The organism is Allobosea sp., from assembly GCF_048595345.1.
Classification (GTDB): domain Bacteria; phylum Pseudomonadota; class Alphaproteobacteria; order Rhizobiales; family Beijerinckiaceae; genus Allobosea.
On record NZ_JBMDWH010000136.1, the window covers coordinates 1 to 18,545 of the forward strand.

At 69.7% G+C, this 18,545-nt stretch carries 16 protein-coding genes; 9 read left to right on the forward strand and 7 right to left on the reverse strand.

The features are described 5' to 3' along the window. Both ACOJTB_RS12970 and ACOJTB_RS12975 read right to left on the reverse strand, forming a co-directional pair. Positions 1 to 567 (reverse strand): amino acid ABC transporter ATP-binding protein (locus tag ACOJTB_RS12970; protein WP_420102940.1); only part of this gene is annotated, 567 nt, incomplete at its 3' end. Positions 568 to 599: 32 nt separating this feature from the next. Then, positions 600 to 1,430 carry a transporter substrate-binding domain-containing protein gene (locus ACOJTB_RS12975; protein ID WP_420102941.1) on the reverse strand — a complete coding sequence of 277 codons (831 nt, stop codon included), beginning with the start codon at positions 1,428 to 1,430 and terminating at the stop codon, positions 600 to 602. 136 nt (positions 1,431 to 1,566) lie between these two features. Here ACOJTB_RS12975 and ACOJTB_RS12980 point away from each other — a divergent pair, with 136 nt between their 5' ends. Further along, complete coding sequence (locus ACOJTB_RS12980; RefSeq protein WP_420102942.1) at positions 1,567 to 2,472, forward strand: LysR substrate-binding domain-containing protein; 906 nt, start codon at positions 1,567 to 1,569, stop codon at positions 2,470 to 2,472. A 7-nt stretch (positions 2,473 to 2,479) separates the two neighbouring features. Here ACOJTB_RS12980 and ACOJTB_RS12985 read toward each other — a convergent pair whose 3' ends face one another. The 3 genes from ACOJTB_RS12985 to ACOJTB_RS12995 form a co-directional block, all read right to left on the reverse strand. Further along, positions 2,480 to 3,220, reverse strand: a complete 741-nt coding sequence (locus tag ACOJTB_RS12985; protein WP_420102943.1) for an aspartate/glutamate racemase family protein — start codon at positions 3,218 to 3,220, stop codon at positions 2,480 to 2,482. 64 nt (positions 3,221 to 3,284) lie between these two features. Continuing rightward, positions 3,285 to 4,136: an NHL repeat-containing protein gene (locus ACOJTB_RS12990; protein ID WP_420102944.1), complete on the reverse strand. Its 852-nt coding sequence runs from the start codon at positions 4,134 to 4,136 to the stop codon at positions 3,285 to 3,287. Positions 4,137 to 4,285: 149 nt separating this feature from the next. After that, positions 4,286 to 8,062, reverse strand: a complete 3,777-nt coding sequence (locus ACOJTB_RS12995) for a DUF2339 domain-containing protein (RefSeq protein WP_420102945.1) — start codon at positions 8,060 to 8,062, stop codon at positions 4,286 to 4,288. Positions 8,063 to 8,243: 181 nt separating this feature from the next. Between ACOJTB_RS12995 and ACOJTB_RS13000 the strand changes: the two genes are divergently transcribed. The 6 genes from ACOJTB_RS13000 to ACOJTB_RS13025 all read left to right on the forward strand — a co-directional run bounded on the left by ACOJTB_RS13000 (position 8,244) and on the right by ACOJTB_RS13025 (position 14,335). After that, positions 8,244 to 8,930, forward strand: coding sequence for a hypothetical protein (locus ACOJTB_RS13000; RefSeq protein WP_420102946.1), 687 nt, complete (start codon positions 8,244 to 8,246; stop codon positions 8,928 to 8,930). Further along, complete coding sequence (locus ACOJTB_RS13005) at positions 8,930 to 10,159, forward strand: hypothetical protein (RefSeq protein WP_420102947.1); 1,230 nt, start codon at positions 8,930 to 8,932, stop codon at positions 10,157 to 10,159. The genes ACOJTB_RS13000 and ACOJTB_RS13005 overlap by 1 nt, the downstream gene beginning before the upstream one ends. Beyond that, positions 10,128 to 11,084, forward strand: coding sequence for an AAA family ATPase (locus tag ACOJTB_RS13010; RefSeq protein ID WP_420102948.1), 957 nt, complete (start codon positions 10,128 to 10,130; stop codon positions 11,082 to 11,084). Before ACOJTB_RS13005 ends, ACOJTB_RS13010 begins: the two co-directional genes overlap by 32 nt. Beyond that, the gene (locus ACOJTB_RS13015) at positions 11,081 to 12,394 is read left to right on the forward strand and encodes a DUF58 domain-containing protein (RefSeq protein WP_420102949.1); all 1,314 of its coding nucleotides are present in this window, start codon (positions 11,081 to 11,083) and stop codon (positions 12,392 to 12,394) included. The genes ACOJTB_RS13010 and ACOJTB_RS13015 overlap by 4 nt, the downstream gene beginning before the upstream one ends. Positions 12,395 to 12,603: 209 nt before the next feature. Further along, on the forward strand, positions 12,604 to 13,449 hold the full coding sequence (locus tag ACOJTB_RS13020; RefSeq protein WP_420102950.1) for a stage II sporulation protein M: 846 nt from the start codon (positions 12,604 to 12,606) through the stop codon (positions 13,447 to 13,449). After that, positions 13,433 to 14,335 carry an RDD family protein gene (locus ACOJTB_RS13025; RefSeq protein ID WP_420102951.1) on the forward strand — a complete coding sequence of 301 codons (903 nt, stop codon included), beginning with the start codon at positions 13,433 to 13,435 and terminating at the stop codon, positions 14,333 to 14,335. The genes ACOJTB_RS13020 and ACOJTB_RS13025 overlap by 17 nt, the downstream gene beginning before the upstream one ends. Positions 14,336 to 14,341: 6 nt before the next feature. On the opposite strand, the gene ACOJTB_RS13030 is transcribed toward ACOJTB_RS13025, so the two are convergent. Both ACOJTB_RS13030 and ACOJTB_RS13035 read right to left on the reverse strand, forming a co-directional pair. Further along, on the reverse strand, positions 14,342 to 15,088 hold the full coding sequence (locus ACOJTB_RS13030; protein ID WP_420102952.1) for a hypothetical protein: 747 nt from the start codon (positions 15,086 to 15,088) through the stop codon (positions 14,342 to 14,344). A gap of 205 nt (positions 15,089 to 15,293) precedes the next feature. After that, the gene (locus ACOJTB_RS13035) at positions 15,294 to 16,223 is read right to left on the reverse strand and encodes a LysR family transcriptional regulator (RefSeq protein WP_420102953.1); all 930 of its coding nucleotides are present in this window, start codon (positions 16,221 to 16,223) and stop codon (positions 15,294 to 15,296) included. A gap of 87 nt (positions 16,224 to 16,310) precedes the next feature. On the opposite strand from ACOJTB_RS13035, the gene ACOJTB_RS13040 reads away from it, so the two are divergent. Both ACOJTB_RS13040 and ACOJTB_RS13045 read left to right on the forward strand, forming a co-directional pair. Then, positions 16,311 to 17,345 (forward strand): aldo/keto reductase, encoded by a 1,035-nt coding sequence (locus tag ACOJTB_RS13040; protein ID WP_420102954.1) that lies wholly within the window; start codon positions 16,311 to 16,313, stop codon positions 17,343 to 17,345. Between the two features lie 9 nt (positions 17,346 to 17,354). Further along, a complete protein-coding gene (locus tag ACOJTB_RS13045) occupies positions 17,355 to 18,533 on the forward strand; it encodes an MFS transporter (RefSeq protein WP_420102955.1) in 1,179 nt (392 codons plus the stop codon). Positions 18,534 to 18,545 lie beyond the last annotated feature (12 nt).

An 18,545-nucleotide genomic window follows, 5' to 3' on the forward strand; every position in this document is an offset into this window, starting at 1 on the left:
GCGCATGTCCCGCATCGCCTGCAACACCGAGCCGACGAGTTCGGGGTCGAGCGCGGAGGTCGGCTCGTCGAACAGCATCAGCCCGGGCTCCAGCGCCGAGGCGCGGGCGATGGCGACGCGCTGCTGCTGGCCGCCCGATAATTCCGCCGGATAGGACGCCGCCTTGTGCGCGAGCCCGACGCGATCCAGCGCGGCGAGCCCGATGCGCTCGGCCTCGGCGCGGGGCTTCTTCAGCACCTTGCGCAAGGCCAGCGTCACGTTCCCCAGCGCGGTCATGTGCGGATAGAGATTGAAGGACTGGAAGACCATGCCCATGCGCCGGCGAAGCGCGTTGATGTCGATCCGGTCCGCCAGCACCTCCTGCCCGTCGAACCAGATCGAACCACCGCTCGCCTCTTCGAGCCGGTTGCAGCAGCGCAGCAGCGTGCTCTTGCCCGAGCCCGAGGGCCCGATCAGAAAGACGAGCTCGCCCGGCGAGACGGCGAGGTCGATGCCCTTGAGGACCTCGACCGTGCCGAAGCTCTTTCGCAGGCCGCGAATGTCGAGCAGCGGGTTCGCAGGCCGCATCGTGTCCGTCCGGCTGGCCGGCGTCGCTGCGTTCACTTGCAGGCGGCGGTATGGGCCGTCGCGTCATAGCCCGGCATGTCGGGCACGCCGTAGCCCGGGAAGGCGGTGACAGCTGCAGAACCGGCCTCGGGCTTGATGCCGAACCATTTCTCGTGCAGCGCGGCGATCGTGCCGTTCGTCTTGAGGCACTCGATCGCCTGGTCGAGTTCGTTGCGCAGCGGGGCGGAATCCTTGCGCAGCGCTACCGCCCAGACCAGCCCGGTCTTGAAGGTGTAGGAGAGCTGGATCTGCGGATTGCTCTTGGCCGCCCACTGGACCACCGTGTTGCCGGCGACGTTTGCATAGGCGCGGCCGGAGATCACGGCCTGGACCGCGTCGGTCTGCGTGCCGAAGGACTCGACCTTCCAGCCGATCTTCTCCTCGAGCCCGCGTGCCCAGCTGTCATAGGCCGAGCCCTTGTTCACCGAGATCACCTTGCCCTTCAGCTCCTCGAGCGCGGTGATGGGCGGCGCGCCCTTCTTGGTGACGAACTGGAAGTCGGTGTTCAGATAGCCCTCGGTGAAGAGCAGGTTCTCGGCCCGCTCCTTGTTCACGGTGACGGGCGCGACGATGAAATCATAGGTGCCGGCTTGCAGCGCCGGGATCAGGCCGGAGAACTGGGTCGCATCGACCGTCACGCTCTTGCCCAGCTGCTTGCCGATGGCCTCCGCCAGATCGACGTTGAAGCCCTCGATGCCACCCGAGAGCTTGGGCATCGCATGGGGGGCGAAGGTGCCGTCGACGGCGGTCTTGAGCGTGGACTGTGCCATGGCGGCGGGCGCCAGCAGCAGGGTCAGGCCGATGGCGGCGATTCTGGCGATCATGGCGCGCTCCCGAAATGAGGTGGCTGAGGATAGGCACCGGCGCGAAACCGCTACAATATCAGGGCTAGAAAAATGACTGGGCTCTCTATCAATACAATTTATACTGCCCGTGATTTGCCCAGCGCAGGCTCGCGACATGCTCAATTTGCGGCAGCTCGAAATTTTCCGTGAGGTCATCCGCTGCCAGACCACGGTGGCGGCGGCGCAGGGGCTGGCCCTCTCGCAGCCGGCCGTGAGCACGGCGGTCAAGCAGATGGAGCGGATGCTTGGCTTCGAGCTGTTCCAGCGCCAGGGCAACCGGCTGATCCCGACGCCGGAAGCGCTGGAAATGTATCGCGACAGCGAGCCGATCTTCTCGATGGTCCAGTCGTTTTCGCGCAAGCTGACGGCCCTGCGCGACACCCGGACCGGATCGCTCAGGCTGCTGGCGACCCCGCCGATCGCCAATGCCCTCGTGCCGCGCGCCCTCGCCCGCTTCGCCAGCCGGCGGCCCGATCTGCATGTGGATTTCGACGTGCGTCGCACCGACGGGGTCATCGAGGGCCTGGAGGGCGGCGCCGCCGATCTGGGGGTTTCGCTGGAGCCTTATGCCCGGCCGGGCCTCGATGCGGAGCTGATCGGCGCCGGCCAGATGGTCTGCGCCATGGCGCCCGACCACCCGCTGACGGCCAAGAGCGAGATTTCGGTCGCCATGCTGGCGGGCCACCGGGTCATCGGCTTCGAGCCCGGCGCGCGGCTGGGGCTGCTGCTACAGCGGGATTTCTTTGCCGGCGCAAGGCCCGCTCCCCCCATCGAGGTGCGCTACAGCAACACTGCCTGTCTTCTGGCCGAGGCGGGGCTCGGCGTGGCGCTGGTCGATTCCTTCACAGCGATCAGCGGCAGCCGCTACCGGCTGGAGGTGCGCCCGCTCAGCCCGCGCGTTTCGGTGGAGGCCTATGCGCTCTACCAGAAGGCCCGCGCCCCCAAGCGGCTCGTGCGGGCCTTCATCGAAGAGCTCAGGAACGCGGCCGAGCCCCCTTTCGGCCATCCCGCCGAGCCCTGAGCGCGCCTCACCCCGAGATCAGTTTCGCCAGAGACGGCGACAGGCCGATGCCGGGAACCGGTGCCGGCAGAGCCAGATCGCCACGCTCAGGCTTGTCATAGGGCTTACCCAGCGCCTCCAGCACCGCCGCGAAGCCGGTCGCGGCCGAGCAGAGAACCGGCGCGCCGACGAGCGGCTCGACTCGGGCGGCGAGGCCCGCGAGGCCCGCGCCCCCCAGGATCACGGCTCCGGCCCCATCCTGCTCGACGGCCCGACGGCAGGCCGCGGCCAGCAGCGCGATCGAGCCCTCGGGATCGGCGGCGATGTCGCCGCCCGTCGGTGCGACCGTGACGATGGACGCAAGACTATCAGCCAGCCCGAGCGACGCGACGAATTCGGTCAGGATCGGCCCCCAGCGCTCGCCTCCGGTCACGATCGAGAACCGGCCTGCGAGCGCGGCGGCCCGGCGACAGGCCGCCTCCGCCATGCCGAGAACCGGAATTCCCGCCAGTTCCTTGAGGGCGAAGAGCCCCGGATCGCCGAAGCAGGCGAGATAGACCGCATCGCAATCCATGCCGTGCTCGGCATAGGCGTCGAGCGCCGCGTGGCCCGCAATGGCGCCGGCGCTGCGGCTGGAAATGTAGCGCGCGCCGAAGCGGCCCGTGGCGGGCTTCAGCGTTACGCCCGCCGGCGTCAGCGGCGCGAGCACCCGCATGACCAGCTCGGTCATGTCCTCGCTGGTGTTGGGATTGAGAACGAGGATCTTCATGGCGTTGCTCCTGCGGCGGCGCCGCGCCGGGGCCGCTTCCCGCGCCTCGGAGGGGCCGTGCGGCTCATGCGATGCGAACGAGCCGGGTCAGGCGGCTGGGCTGGCTCTCGGCGAGCAGGATATCGCCATCCGGCGTGCCGAAGAGGCCATGGGCGCCGTTGAGCATCGGCCGGCAGCGGCCGAGCCGCTCGCCGGCGGGCCCGATCTTCTGGAGGCTCGGGATCATGTCCGTGACATAGCTGTTGCCGTCCTCATCGCCCCAGACCGCGACGGGCTGGTAGAAATGCGTCCAGCTTTGCAAATGGTTGCCATCGGGATCGAAGACCTGCACCCGGTCGTTGATCCGGTCGACCACGACGACGCGGCCATCGGCATGGGTCCAGATCGCATGCGGCCAGCCGAACTGGCCGTCGCCGCGGCCCTGGCTCCCCCAGCTCTGCTTATGAACGCCATAGGCGGAAAAGCGGTGGATGCGGCTGGCGGCATAGCCATCCGCCACATAGATGTCGCCCCAGGCGGAGACGTGAACATCGGTGGGATGATTGAAGGGTGCCAGCGGCTCCCCTCGCGCGCCCAGGGCCCCCAGCCGCTCGCCTTCGGCCGAGCAGATGACGACCTCATGCATGTCGCGGTCGACGCAGAGGATGCGCCCCTCGGAATCGGCGGTGAGCATATGGGAATCGGCGATGAGATCGCCGCCCCAGCCGGCGATGTAGTCCCCCTCCGGAGACAGCTCGATCACGCGCGGATCGTCCGGCTGAGTCAGCGGATCGTGCCGCAGCATGACGAAGACATGGCCGCGCGGGTCCACCGTGACGTCCGTGACGAAGCCGCTGTTCTGCGGCCAGGAACCGAAGGGCCGCTCGACGCGGTAGCGCGCTTCACCGAGGGCGACGACGAGGTCGTGGGCAGGCATCGTGATTCAGGATTCCCGAGCGAAAAGACGGAGGTTGCGCCGATGGCGGACGATGTCCAGCCGCCTGTCGACATCTCTCCCTGTGCGGTGCCAGCAAGCCTCATGCCGCGCGCGTGGCCGGCACCCGTCTAAAGCGGCGGCACGGCGCCCTACCGGGAGCCGGCGGCTTCGCTGTCATTGGTCCCCTGCGAGCCCCGCCGCAGCATGCGCTGATAGGCGAGGCCGATCGCGACGAGGCTCGCGCCCAGCCCGATGAAGGACAGCGCACGCAGCAGCCCTTCGAGCCCGGACATGTCGACGAGGAAGGCCTTGCAGATCGCGACCGTGACGACCCCGAGCGAAGCCAGGCGCAGATCCCGCGAGTTCAGCCTGAAGCCGAGCGCCAGCAGCCCGACGCCATAGAGCAGGATCGCGGCGGAATAGGCGTAGAGCTCGGCCGAGCCGATATCGGCGCCGAACAGGTCCGGGCCGACGAAGGCGCGGCGCACTTCGGTGACGACATAGGCCAGCGCCCCGAGAATGGCCGCGCTGCCATAGATCCGGGTCACGAGCGGCCGGTCGAGATAGGCCCGCGACCACGCCGCAGCGGCGAAGGCCAGCACCGCCGGCAGCAGATAGCCGACCAGCGCATTGTCGAACAACAGGATGCCGGCCAGAGGCTGATCCGTCATCGCCGGGCTCGCGAGCGCCGCGACGGCGAGGAAGACGCAGCAGCTCGCCTGCGCCGGAATGCGTGGGTCGAGCGGGACGCTTCTGCCCCGCCAGCGCAATCCGCCCGCGATCATCACCATGATGGCGGCGATGAAGCCGAGCGAGGCGTAGATCCCAGATTCGGCCAGCGTGATCGGCACCTGCGACCGGAGCGCCGGGCCATGCAGGCCATGGCGCAGGAGAAGGAAGGTCCCGCCGAGCGCGGCCGCGCTCGCAGCCAGCCTGAATACCCGCGACAGCCCGGCGAACCCCTCGCCCAGCCACCATGCCGCCCCGGCCAGCGCCAGCGCCGTCAGGCCATAGCCCCAGAGGATGCGGTTGAACACGACCGGGCCCGAAACCACTCCGCCATCGAGGAACGGATTGCGCAGAAGGCCGAGCGCGACGGCGGCCCAGCCGATGGCGAGGCAGCCCAGCGCGAGCACGCCGAGCCGCGCGATCCATCCGCCGCCGGCATCGTGCCAGAGCCGCGCCGCTGCCGTCAGCGCGATCAGAACGAGCGTGATCATCACCGCCTCGGCATAGCCGAGCGCGGCCCCGTCCAGCGGCGAGAGCCGGGGGCCGGCAAAGGCGTGCCGGGTGATCAGCACCACGCCGAGCGCGATCAGGAAGGCGCCGCAGGCACTCAACGCCTGGGCGACCGGGCTGTGGCGCTCCCGCCCGAGCCGCAAGCCGAGCGCGCCGAGGATGGCGCCGGCGACGACATACCAGAGCAGCCGGTTCAGCACCGGCCAGCCTTCCACGGCGGTGCCGTCGAACAGCGGGTTGAGCATCCCGCCGAGGCCACCGATGGCCAGCAGCACCGCCAGCGCCACGCCCGTAAGGCCGGCGATGCGGAAGGGCTGGTTCGCCTCGCCTCGCCCGAGGCGCTCGAAGCATAGGCCGAGCAGTGCGGCGGCCAGCATCAGGCAGGCCACCTCCTCGAACAGGCGATTGCGCGGCTGCGCGTAGTGGCCGGCGATCCAGGCGATATCCGGCCGCAGATCGGCGCCGACGAAGAACTGGTGGACCTGCAGCAGCACGAAGGCGGCGGCGAAGAAGGCGGCGAGCGCCTGATGCACGCTCAGCGGCCGGTCCTGCACGCGGCGCAGGGCCAGCGCGCCGACACCGAAGCAGATCGCCGGCAACGCATAGGCCGGGATCAGCCAGTTGATCAGCGGCCAGGAGCCCATTCCGGTCAGGATCGGCGCCCAGAGCCAGCGGCCGAAAGCCGCCATGGCGAGGCTGGCGGACATCGAGCGCAGCAGCGGGATCGGCCGCAGCCTCGCGAGAAGGGCGAGGCCCGCCGCGGAGATGGCGAAGCCGACGACCAGCCAGGTCTCGCGCAGGGCCAGCGCGACGGCCAGGCCCAGCGCGATCGCGCCGGCGGCGGCATAGGCCGCCGAGCCGATCAAGGCGAGCGGATTGCCACGCGAGCGGGTCCGGGCGCGCTCCACGCGCAGCAGCAGCTCAGAGGCGACGAAGAGCGCCACCGTCAGCAGAGCGGCGAGAGCGGCGAAGCCCGGCGCGCGCTCGAAGCCGTTGATGCGCAGCGTCGCCGCCAGCAGCAGGCCGACCGGCGCCAATGCCGAGGCGAAGGCGAGGCAACCGCGTTCGATGTAGCCGCCCGCCCCAGCCCCGCGCCGCATCAGCAGCGCAGCGAAGGGAACGCCGCCGACGATCGCGGCGAAGAGCGCGGCGATCCAGCCGAGCTCGGGCCCGGCGCCGGGGGCGATGTTGAGCCGGATGAGGCCGAGCAGCGTCGCGGGCGAAAGGCCGAGCGCCCCGGCGCGCCCCGGCCAGAGCAGCACCATGCCGATCGCGCCGGCGGCGGCGAGCAGAGCACGCGGCGCCAGATCCCGATGGCGCACCGCCGCGACGACCGCGACCGCGACGGTGATGATGATGGCGGCCAGCAGGGGCCCCGGCTCGCCCATCGCCACCCAGAGCACGCCCGCGATCACCAGCGGAACGGCGAGCGCGACGAAGCCCGTGAGATCGTAGGCGGGCAAACCCGAGGGCCGGGCGGCGCCGCGGCGACGCTGGACCGGCCATTCCTTCAGCAGCAGCCAGGCCAGCATCGCCCCCGCGATCGCGAGCAGGGAGGGCCAGAGCAGTCCGCGCATGGCGAAGGCGAGCATCACGGTCCAGGCGCCGTGACCGGCGACCGCCGCGAGGGTGACGACCCGGCTCGGCCTGGCGCCGTGCAACAGGAAGGCGGTGGCGGTGACGAGAGTGACGAACAGGCTGAGCGAGGCGAAGGCAGGGGCCGTGCTCGCGACCAGAAGCGGCGTCACATAGGAGCCGACGAGGCCGAACAGACCCAGAGCCGGCCCGTGCAGCAGCGAGGCTGCGAGCGCCGAAAGGCCGATCGCCGCCATCAGCGCGAAGGCGGACCCCGGCCCGATGAAACCGTAGACGGCGTGGGCGGCGAACACGACGCCGAAGCCGGCGAGAACGCTGACCCCGGCGAGGATGCTGGGGATATTGGCGTTGCCCAGCGCTGCGGGTGCGTTGAAGGGCAGAGCGCCCTCCCTCCGCCGCAGATACTCGCTCGCGAGCGCCAGCAGCACGGCGAAGGCCGCGCCCATCAGCAGCCGCACGCCCGGCCCGAACATGCCGGCCTCGATCGAATAGCGCACGAGGAACAGCCCGCCGAAGGCGAGCGCCACGCCCCCGACCCAGACCGCCCAGCGCGAGCCGATCGTTTCCTCGAGATCGCGGCCCGCCGGTCGCGGCGCCGCCCCGGCTCCGGTCCCGGATGGGAGCGGCGGCGCGCCATCGCCGGGCGATGCCGCAGCCGCCTCCGTGGCAGGCGCGGTCAGCCTGTCGTCGGCGAGGCGCGCGGCCAGCGGCTCCGGCTCGGGCTGCGCCTCCTCGACGCTCGGGGCGAGCGGCTGGGCGGCGTCCGGCAGCGGCTCCGCGTCGAGGCCGGTGGCGGTGTGCTGGACGGCCTGCGGCTCAGCGGTGTCGGCCGCAATTGGCTGCTGGAGCGCCCTTTCGGCGGGCGCCGCCTCAAAGCTCGGAACAGGGACTGGTCGCGTCGGGGAAACCTGATCGGCGATATCCGGCTGCTTCAGCCTCTCCAGCTCGTCGCGCAGCGCCGCCACCTCGGTCCTGAGCCGCGCGATCTGGTCGAGCGCCTCCGTGCTGCGACCGGATGCCCGAAGGGCGGCCCAAGGCACGACGACGAAGAAGAAAAAGCCGAAGAGCAGGCCGAGGATGATCCAGTCCATGACGATCGTTCGGCCTCCCGGCAGGCACGCAGTGCAAGACGCATGCGAGCCCTAGACAGTCTTCTGTCTGTTGTCATGGCAAGTCTAGCTGCGCCAAGATGGGGAATGGTCCGTAACCGCGCGAGGGCGAGACGCCCGCAGCCGCTTCACACGGGGGATCGATGCTGCCGATGATTCGGTCTTGGCCCGGCCGGTCCCGCACGGGCTGCCGCGCGTGAGGCCGGCCATCGCCACCCTGCCGCTGCTATGCGCCGCCTTGCGGAGCGGCACCGCTCGGGCGGCCACCGATCCGGGCGAGATCGTCAGGGACGCGATCCGCCGCCATGGCATCCAGACGCAGATGCCGCTGCCCGAGCCCAAGGCGGCTCATTGGCTCGACTGGCTCAATATCGACCTGTCGCCCGATGCGCTGCGCGTCCTGCTCTGGGGCGCCGTCATTCTCGGTGCGGCAATCGTGATCTGGTCCCTGCGCGACAGCCTGCCGGGCTTCAGCCGCTCGCGCCGGATCCAGGCGGCCGAGGTTGCGTCCGGCGTCTCCCCTTCTTCCGCCCGGTTGGAGGAGGCGCAGCTCGAAGCCGACGAGCTGGCGCGCCGGGGTCAGTATGGCGAGGCGATGCATATGCTGCTGCTGCGCAGCCTCGCCGAGATCCGGGCGCGGCTCGGCACCAGCTTCGCCGTGTCGCTGACGAGCCGCGAAATCCTGCGCAAGGTCTCGCTGCCCCAGGCGGGGACCGGCGCGCTCGGCGCGATCGTCCAGTCGGTCGAGCAGACCTATTTCGGCGGCCGCTCCGCCGGCCAGGAGGACTATCTCGGTTGCCGGGAAAATTTCGAGGTGCTGAAGCGCTCCCTTACGGCCGGCCCGGCCTGATGACGTACTCGCCCTTCCAGCCGCGCGTGCTCGCGGCGCTCGCCGCCGCTCTCTGCACTCTCTTCGCCGCCTCGCTGCTGCTGACCGGCCTGGGCGGGCGCGAGGCCACGGGCCTGCCTTCGGGGGCCAATGGCTACTCCAACTCCGCTGTCGGCCATCTCGCCTTCTACGAACTGCTGCGGCTGACCGGCTCTGGCTACGGAGCTTTGCGGGTCGAGCAGCGGCCGCTGGAAGCGGTCGGCGCCAATGGCGTGCTCATCCTGGCCGAGCCGGCGGAAAGTCTCGCTGGCGATGAGAACCGCAACAAACTGGCGACCGCTCAGCGTATCCTCATCATCCTGCCGAAATGGGCGGTGCGACCCGGCGAACGGCGCAAGGACTGGATCGGCCAGGCGGAACTCGCCTCACCGCTGCGCGCCCAGGCCGTCCTCAGCGCGGCGATCAGCGGCGGCGATGTGATCCGGGCGAAGCCGCCCAGCCGCTACACCAAGACGATCGCTGCGCCCGATCCGAGTATCGAAGGCGAACTCCAGCTGATCAAGGGCTCCAACCTCATCCCGCTGATCTCGACGCCGGACGGCATCCTGCTGGGCGAACTGCGGCAGGGTGGCCGGCGGACCCTCATCCTGGCGGACCCCGACCCGATCCAGAACCACGGCATCGGCAAGGGCGACAACGCCGCCTTCGCGCGCGAGATCGTGGCGGTGCTGCGCGATGGCCAGCGCCGGCCCGTCGTGTTCGACGAAACCATTCACGGCTTCCGCCGATCGGCGCCGAACCTGCTGACATTCCTCTATGACTTCCCGCTCAACCTCGCTGTGGTGCAGAGTTTGGCGGCCATCGCCCTTCTGCTCTGGTCCGCGATGGGCCGCTTCGGCGCGCCGCTCCCCGCGCCGCGCCGGCTCGATGCCGGCCAGCAGGCGCTGATCGGCAACACCGCGGCGCTGATCGACTATGCCGGCCACCACGCCCCGGTGCTGCAACGCTACAATGCGATGCTGCTGCAGGAGGCCGCGCGGGCCCTGCGCGCGCCGCCCGGGCTCGAAGGCCCCGCCTTGGGCGCCTGGCTGGCACAAGCCTGTCAGGCGCGGGGCATCGATGCGGGGCCGCTCGCCCTGCCGTCGGCGGGACACCACGATCTTCCCTCGCTGCTCGCCGCGACGCAGGCCCTCCATCATTGGCGCAAGGATCTGACGCATGGAACTCCGCGACGTCTCGACGATCACTGAAGGGCTGCGCGGCGAGATCCGCAAGGCGGTCGTCGGCCAGGACGAGGTCGTCGAGCTGATGCTGGTCAGCCTGCTCTGCGGCGGGCATGTGCTTTTGGAAGGCGTGCCGGGCACGGCCAAGACCCTGCTGGCGCAATCCTTCGCGGCCGGGCTCTCGCTCCGCTTCGGACGCATCCAGTTCACGCCGGACATGATGCCGGGCGACCTTCTCGGCACCAACCTCTTCGATTTCCGCACCAGCAGCTTCAACCTGACGCGCGGGCCGATCTTCACCGACATCCTGCTGGCCGACGAGATCAACCGCACCCCGCCAAAGACCCAGGCCGCGCTGCTGCAGGCGATGAACGAGCGCAACGCCACCATCGACGGCGTGACCCATCCGCTGGGCGAGGCCTTCATGGTGGTGGCGACGCAGAACCCGATCGAGCAGCAGGGCACCTATCCGCTGCCGGAGGCGCAGCTCGACCGCTTTCTGTTCAAGATCAACCTCGCCTATCCCAGCCGCGACGAGGAATTCGCCATCGTCGCGCGCCACGGCCACCGCGCCGCCATGCCCAGGCTCGCCGAGTTCGGCCTCACCTCGGTCGTCTCGCAGGAGCAACTGCTGGCGGCCCGCGCGCTGGTCGGGCAGATCGCACTGGGCGAGCCGCTGGTCGGCTATATCGTCGATCTGATCCGCGCGACCCGCAGCCATTCGGCGGTCGAGACCGGCGCCTCGCCGCGCGCCGCGACGATGCTCGCCTCCGCCAGCCGGGCACGCGCCGCGACGCAAGGACGCGATTTCGTCATCCCGGACGATGTCAAGGGCATCGCCCTCCCCCTGCTGCGCCACCGCATCGTTCTTGCGCCGAATGCCGAGATCGACGGGCTCATCGCCGACACGGTGATCCTCGAACTGATCGACCAGGTCGCCGTGCCGCGATGATCAGGCCGACCACGCGCGCCGTCCTGCTCTTCGGGGCGACCGTGCCGGTCGCCCTCGCCCTGCTGATCGCCGACCGGGCCCTGTGGCCGATCGCGCTCGATCTGGGCCTGTTCGTGCTGGCGCTGATCGGCCTCGACGCCCTGCTCTGCCCCAGGCCGTCACAGCTCGCGCTGACGGTCGAGGCGCCCCCGCGACTGCCGATCGGCAGCGAGGGCGCTCTGGTGGCGAGCATAGTGATCGAGAAGAGTTCGCGCCCGGTCGTGATCGAGGCGCTGGCGGAACAGACCGGCGAGGCCGAGCCGCCGCAGCTCGCCCGTTTCGAGGCCCGTCCCGGTGCCGCAGGATCGGTCGCGCTGCCCATCCGTCCGCTGCGGCGCGGGCGGATCGCGATCGAGGCGCTCTGGCTGCGCTGGCGCGGCCCGCTCGGCCTGGCCCTCCGCAGCCAGCGCCGGCCGCTGGGGCTCGGCGTCGATGTCGTGCCGGATATTCGCGGCATCGCTTCGGCCGCGATCCAGTTCTTCAGCCGCGACGCGATCGAGGGCCTCAAGGTCCAGAACCAGAAGGGCGAAGGCACCGAGTTCGAATCGCTGCGGGACCATGTCCAGGGACTCGACAACCGCTTCATCGACTGGAAGCACTCCGCCAAGCATCTCAAGCTGCTCTCGAAGGAATTCAGGATCGAGCGGAACCACCAGATCGTCCTAGCCTTCGACACCGGCTACCTGATGGCAGAGCCCATCGGCGGCCTGCCGCGGCTCGACCATGCCATTCATGCCGGCCTGCTGCTGGGCTGGGTCGCCCTGCGCAGCGGCGACCAGGTCGGCAGCTTCGGCTTCGATTCGGGCATTCGGCATTATCTCCAGCCGGCGCCCGGCCGCAGCGCCTTCGCCCGGCTCCAGAACGGCAGCAGCCAGCTCGGCTACCGGGCCGAGGAGACCAACTTCACCCTCGGCCTCGCCGAGCTCAATGCCCGCCTAAAGCGCCGCGCGCTGGTCGTGCTGTTCACCGAATTCGTCGACACGACCACCGCCGGGCTGCTGCTGGAAAGCCTGCAACGCATGGCCAACCGCCACGCCGTGATCTTCGTGACGCTGCGCGACACGCTGCTGGCCGACATCGCCGAGGCCGAGCCGTCCAGCTTTCGCCCGGTCGCCGAGGCGGTCGTCGCGCGCGACCTGCAGCGCGAGCGCGCGGTGGTGCTGGAGCGGCTGGCGCGCATGGGCGTCCACTGCCTCGAAATCCAGCCGCGCGGCCTCGCCATCGGATTGGTCAACCGCTATCTCGCGATCAAGCAGAGGGGGCTGCTATAGAACCGAACACCGCCCCCGCCGCCGCGCCCCCTGCCCCGGTCGCGACCGTCACGCTGCGCAGCGCCGAATTCCGTCGCAGCCGCGAAACCGCCTGGCGCACGCTGGAGAGCCTCGTCTCGCGTGTCGAGAAGAAGGGCCTCTCCCAGCTCTCGGCGCAGGAGCTGCAGGACCTGCCTCTGCTCTACCGCACGACCGCCTCCTCGCTGTCGGTGGCCCGCGCGATCGCGCTCGACCGCAACCTGATCCTCTATCTGGAAAGCCTGGTCCTGCGGGCCTTCTTTGTCGTCTACGGACCGCGCTCCGGCATCCTCGAAGCGCTCGGCGGCTTCGTGAGGCGCGGCTTTCCGCGGGCCGTCCGTGCGGCCGGCTGGCACATCCTGCTGGCGTGCCTCGCCATCGCCGCCGGGCTGGTCATCGGCTATCTGCTGGTGCTGCCGAACGAAGGCTGGTTCCGGCTGATCGTGCCGGAGGGGCTGGCCGGCGGGCGCGGCCCGGCGAGCACCGCCGACGAGTTGCGCCGCACCGAAATCTTCGCGCCCTGGCCCGGTTTCACCGAATCCTTCGTCGTCTTCGCCAATGTCCTGTTCCGCCACAATGCGACGATCGGGATCATGATTTTCGGCCTCGGCGTGCTCGGCGGCATCCCGACCCTGCTGCTGCTCGGCTATCAGGGCGTGATCCTGGGCGCCTTTCTCGCGCTGCACGCCAATCGCGGCCTGCTGGTCGATTTCATCGGCTGGGTTTCGATCCATGGGGTGACGGAGATCGGTGCGCTCATCCTGGCCGGCGCGGGCGGGCTCGTCATCGCCGAAAAGATCCTGTTTCCGGGTCGCTACGGCCGCCTCGACAGCCTCGCCATGGCCGGCAAGGCGGCGGCGGGGCTCGCGGGCGGCGCGGTGCTGATGCTCTTCGTCGCGGGGTTCATCGAAGGCGGACTGCGCCAGCTCGTCGCCTCGACGCCCTGGCGCTTCGTCATCGCCGCCGCGACCTTCATCGTCTGGAGCGGCTATTTCCTCTCCGCCGGCAGGAGGGAGCGCCATGGCCCGGCGACTTGACCGCATCAACCGGCTGCTCGACGGTGTCACCCGCAACCGGCGGGAGATCGTGACGCCCGAAGGCGTGATGCTGGAGGTCGATATCGCCAATCACGGCGAGCGGCTGGTCGCCTTCATGGTCGACTTTCTGTTCTGGTTGCTGGCGACGAGTCTGCTCTTCCTGGTGCTGGGCCTAACGCTGCTGCACGGCGTCACCGGCTCGGTGACGATCACGATTGTGCTTTTTCTGTCCTTCCTGCTGCGGAACCTCTACTTCATCCATTTCGAGCTGCAGAGCCAGGGCGCCACACCGGGCAAGCGCCTCGTCAATCTGAAGGTCATCGACCGCAGCGGCGGCCCGCTGCTGCCGGGCGCCATCGTCGCCCGCAATCTGACGCGCGAGGTCGAGATCTTCCTGCCGCTGGGGCTGTTCTTCTCCGTCCCGACGCTGGCAGAGGGAGGCTTCTGGATGGCGCTGAGCTATTTCGGCTGGGCGGCCGGGCTCTCCGCCCTGCCCTTCTTCAACCGCGACCATCTGCGCGCCGGCGATCTGATCGCCGGAACGATGGTCATCTCCGTGCAGCGCCGGCCCTTGCTGGCGGAGCTGGCGCAGGCCGAAAGCCGCTACGTCTTCAGCCGCAAGCAGCTCGACGCCTATGGCGCTTTCGAGCTGCAGGTCCTGGAGGAGCTGCTGCGCAGGCCGTCATCACCCGATACGCACGGCATGCAGCAGGAGGTCTGCGGCAAGATCTGCCGCAAGATCGGCTGGCCCGAGCCCGTGCCCGAGGCCGAGGCGCTCGCTTTCCTGAAAGCCTTCTATACCGCCGAGCGGGCGCATCTGGAGCGCGAGCAGCAATTCGGCCGCTACCGCGCCGACAAGCACGAGGCCCCATCGACCGGGCGTTGAGCGGGCTCAGTCGAAGACGCTCGTCAGCGTGTCGCCGTCGATCCCCTCCTTGGCCACCCGCAGATCATGATAGATCACGGCGGACATGACGGCGCCGAAGGCCGTCGAGACCACCTGCCAGATGAAGTTCAACAGCTCGGCGGCGACGCCGCCCGCGCCGATGCGCGACAGCACGAAGCTGCCGACGCCTGTGACCACGATGAGCAGCAGGAAAAGCCCGAAGATCTGCCAGCGATAACCCTTGGTGAGCGCCCTGCTGCGCTTGAGGCTGGCCATCACGCCCAGTCTCTCGATGATGCAGGCGGGAGCAGCGGCAAAGAGCATGCAGGCGATGATGACGCCGGGCACCACCAGCAGCAGAAAGCCGATGATGATGGCGAGGCCCGCGAGAATACCGACGCCGAGCACGGGCAGCGCACGCGACAGGCCGACGCGCAGGGATTCGCCGATCGTGAAGGGACGCTGGCGCATCTCCTGGAAGGCGCCGTAGAGGCTCGTGGCCTGAGCGACGATCTGCAGGATGAAGGCGAGGATCCCGGCCAGCCCGGCCATGAAGGCGACGGCGGACGAATTCGCGCTGCTCGCGGCGATAGCGAGGACAATGAGCAGAAGAACCGGAAGCAACGGCACGAGCGCGAGCAGGAAGAACTTGCCGAAGCGCCGGCTGAACACGGCAAACGTCTTGCTCAAGACCGAGCCGACGCGGAACTGCCCCGGCATGGCTGAGGATGCGCCGGTCGATAGGGTATCCATGGGTCCACTCCAGATTGTGGCGGAACAGTGGCATGGTCGCTCGCACCGCACAACAGTCCGTCGGATCCCTGCCGATGGTCCGCAACCGCAGCCGCGTCACAGAGCTCTGCGGATCGGCGGCCAGGCCACAGAGGCATCGCGGCTCGACGCTCCGGGACGGCCCTGGTCGGAGCCTGGCGACCACGTCCGTTCGAAAGCGCGTCACCTAGGCCGCCTGCGCCGCCTTGGAGCGGGACAGTCTGGCCGCCAGGAAATCAACGAACGCGCGGATGCGCGCCGGGACGCTCGCGCCGCCGACGAAGACGGCATGGATGATCTCGACATCGCCGGGATTGAAGGCTTCGAGGATCGGCACGAGCCGGCCATCGGCCAGCTCCTGCGCCACGCTGAAGGCGCCGACGCGGGCGATGCCGACGCCGATCGCCGCGAGCTGCCCCAGCGTCTCGCCATTATTGGCTTCGATGTTGCCTTTCACGCTCAGGGCGAAATCGCGTCCATCGCGGGAGAAGGGCCAGACCGGCTCGACACGCCGGAAATCGAAGTTCAGGCAGTTGTGTCCATGCAGATCCTCCGGCACCTGCGGGGTGCCGTGGCGGGCGAGATAATCGGGTGACGCCACGATCACGCGGCGCGTCTCGCCGAGCTTGCGGGCGGTGAGCGCGCTGTCGGCGAGCGGCCCGAAGCGCACCGCGACATCGGCTTGCCCGGCCGCGACGTCGACCACCGCATCGGTCAGCGCGATGTCGACGAGGATATGCGGATAGAGCGCCGCGAACTCGCCGAGCAGCGGCACGACGCAGAGCCGCCCATGGGAATGCGCCGCGCTCACCCGCAGCCGGCCGCGTGGCGCACCCTGATCGGCGATCTGCTGCTCGGCATCGTCCAGATCGGCGAGGATGCGCCGCGCCGCCTGAAGATAGCTCTGCCCCTCGGCGGTGAGGGCCAGCGCACGGGTCGAGCGCAGCAGGAGCCGCACGCCGAGCCGGGCCTCGATCCGGTCGACGGTGCGGCTGACGGCCGAGGGGCTCAGGCCCAGCTGCCGCGCCGCCGCGGAAAAACTGCCCTGCTCGACGATCGCCGCGAACATCGCCAGCGCATGCGCCCTGTCGGCGCCAAACGACATCTTTGCGTCCATCGCATAGATCCTCGGCGAAACGAGCCGATAATACCGCGGATCGCTTCTGTCTATCTGTGCTCCACTCTCGCAAGGAAAGAGTGAGCCATGGATTATCGTCAACTGGGATCGTCGGGACTGCGGGTTCCGGCCCTGAGCTTCGGCACCGGCACCTTCGGCGGCCAGGGGCCGCTGTTCAGCGCCTGGGGCCAGAGCGATGCGCGCGAGGCCCGGCGCCTGATCGACATCTGCCTCGAAGCCGGCGTCACGCTCTTCGACACGGCGGATGTCTATTCGAACGGAGCCTCGGAAGAGATCCTCGGCGAAGCTCTGCGCGGGCGGCGCGACGAGGCCCTGATCTCGACCAAGACCGGCCTGCCCATGGGCGACGGCCCGCAGGATTGGGGCGCCTCGCGCGCCCGCCTGATCCGGGCGGTCGAGGCGGCCCTGAAGCGGCTCGGCACGGATCATATCGATCTGCTTCAGCTCCACGCCTTCGACGCCTCGACCCCGGTCGAGGAATTGATGGGCACGCTCGGGCGGCTGATCGACCAGGGCAAGCTGCGCTATGCCGGCGTGTCCAATTATCCCGGCTGGCAGCTGATGAAGGCTCAAGGCGTGGCGGATCGCCATGGCTGGCCGCGCCTCGTCGCGCATCAGGTCTATTACTCGCTGATCGGGCGCGCCTATGAGGACGAGCTGATGCCGCTCGGCCGCGACCAGGGCATCGGCGCTCTGGTCTGGAGCCCGCTCGGCTGGGGGCGGCTGACCGGCAAGATCGGCCGCGACAGGCCGGTCCCGGCCGGCAGCCGCCTGCACGAGACCGAGCCATTCGCGCCGCCGGTCGAAATCGGGCATCTCTACCGCGTCATCGATGCGATCGAGGCTGTCTCCGCCGAAACCGGTCGCACCGTGCCGCAGATCGCGATCAACTGGCTGCTCCGGCGCCCGACCGTGTCGTCGGTGATCATCGGCGCGCGCAACGAGGAGCAGCTGCGCCAGAATCTCGGCGCCGTCGGCTGGTCGCTGACGCCCGAGCAGGTCGCCGCGCTCGATGCGGCGAGCGAGGTGCTGACGCCCTACCCCCACACGCCCTATCGGCAGCAGGAAGGCTTCGCCCGCCTCGCGCCGCGCATCGCCTGAGGCCTTACCATGACACTCAATCCCGGATTGCTGGCGCTCGCCATCGGCGCCTTCGGCATCGGCGTGACCGAGTTCGCGCCGATGGGCCTGCTGCCCATCATCGCCAACGACCTCGGCGTCTCGATCCCTTCGGCGGGCCTGCTGATCAGCGCCTATGCGCTCGGTGTGGTGATCGGCGCGCCGCTGATGACGCTGACGACCGGCCGCGTGCCGCGCCGGACCCTGCTCATCGCGCTCGCCGGCATCTTCACGGCCGGCAACCTGCTCGCGGCCCTGTCGGAAGGTTACGGCATGCTGCTGGCGGCGCGCATCCTCACCTCGTTCAACCATGGCGCCTTCTTCGGCGTGGGCTCGATCGTGGCGGCGAGCCTCGTCCCGCCGCAGCGTCAGGCGGGCGCCGTCGCCGCCATGTTCATGGGGCTGACCATCGCCAATGTCGTCGGCGTGCCGCTCGCGACCTGGGCCGGCGAGCATCTCGGCTGGCGCGCCGCCTTCTGGGGCATCGCGGCGCTGGGCGTCGTCACCATGGCGGCGCTGCGCCTGACCTTGCCGCCGCTGCCGGCGCCGAAGGACGCCAGGGTGATGACGGAGCTGCGCGCCCTCGGCCGCGGCGCGGTGCTCGGCGCCCTCGCCCTGACCGTCATCGCCTCGAGCGCGATGTTCACCGTCTTCACCTATATCGCGCCGATCTTGCGGGACGCGACCAACGCCTCGCCCGTCTTCATCACGGCGATGCTGTTCACCTATGGCGTCGGCCTGACGCTCGGCAACTGGCTCGGAGGGCGCTTCGCCGACCGCTCCGTCGACCGGACGCTGATCGCCACACTGGCCTCCCTCACGGCCGTGCTGATCGCCTTCGCGCTGCTGATGGGCCAGGCGGCGGTCAGTGCAGTGCTGATCTTCCTGTGGGGGATCGCGAGCTTCGCGCTGGTCCCGCCGTTGCAGGTCAGGGTGATGTCGGCGGCCTCCGACGCCCCGAACCTGGCCTCCGCCGTCAATATCGGCGCGTTCAACCTCGGCAATGCCGCGGGCGCGGCGCTGGGCGGCGGCGTCATCGCCATGGGCTGGGGCTATCCGGCGGTCGCGCTGGCGGGCGCTGCGACCTCGGCGATCGGCCTCGTCGCCGTCCTCGCCGGCACGAGGCGCATCGCAGGGCGAACCTCCCCGGCGGCCCCCCAGCGCGGCTGACCCCCGCAGCGC

Bases quoted from the DNA above. Each gene is read 5' to 3' on its own strand.
- ACOJTB_RS12975 (WP_420102941.1), bottom strand. From the start codon at position 1,430: ATGATCGCCAGAATCGCCGCCATCGGCCTGACCCTGCTGCTGGCGCCC.
- ACOJTB_RS12980 (WP_420102942.1), top strand. From the start codon at position 1,567: ATGCTCAATTTGCGGCAGCTCGAAATTTTCCGTGAGGTCATCCGCTGC.
- ACOJTB_RS12985 (WP_420102943.1), bottom strand. From the start codon at position 3,220: ATGAAGATCCTCGTTCTCAATCCCAACACCAGCGAGGACATGACCGAG.
- ACOJTB_RS12990 (WP_420102944.1), bottom strand. From the start codon at position 4,136: ATGCCTGCCCACGACCTCGTCGTCGCCCTCGGTGAAGCGCGCTACCGC.
- ACOJTB_RS12995 (WP_420102945.1), bottom strand. From the start codon at position 8,062: ATGGACTGGATCATCCTCGGCCTGCTCTTCGGCTTTTTCTTCTTCGTC.
- ACOJTB_RS13005 (WP_420102947.1), top strand. From the start codon at position 8,930: ATGACGTACTCGCCCTTCCAGCCGCGCGTGCTCGCGGCGCTCGCCGCC.
- ACOJTB_RS13010 (WP_420102948.1), top strand. From the start codon at position 10,128: ATGGAACTCCGCGACGTCTCGACGATCACTGAAGGGCTGCGCGGCGAG.
- ACOJTB_RS13015 (WP_420102949.1), top strand. From the start codon at position 11,081: ATGATCAGGCCGACCACGCGCGCCGTCCTGCTCTTCGGGGCGACCGTG.
- ACOJTB_RS13025 (WP_420102951.1), top strand. From the start codon at position 13,433: ATGGCCCGGCGACTTGACCGCATCAACCGGCTGCTCGACGGTGTCACC.
- ACOJTB_RS13030 (WP_420102952.1), bottom strand. From the start codon at position 15,088: ATGGATACCCTATCGACCGGCGCATCCTCAGCCATGCCGGGGCAGTTC.
- ACOJTB_RS13035 (WP_420102953.1), bottom strand. From the start codon at position 16,223: ATGGACGCAAAGATGTCGTTTGGCGCCGACAGGGCGCATGCGCTGGCG.
- ACOJTB_RS13040 (WP_420102954.1), top strand. From the start codon at position 16,311: ATGGATTATCGTCAACTGGGATCGTCGGGACTGCGGGTTCCGGCCCTG.
- ACOJTB_RS13045 (WP_420102955.1), top strand. From the start codon at position 17,355: ATGACACTCAATCCCGGATTGCTGGCGCTCGCCATCGGCGCCTTCGGC.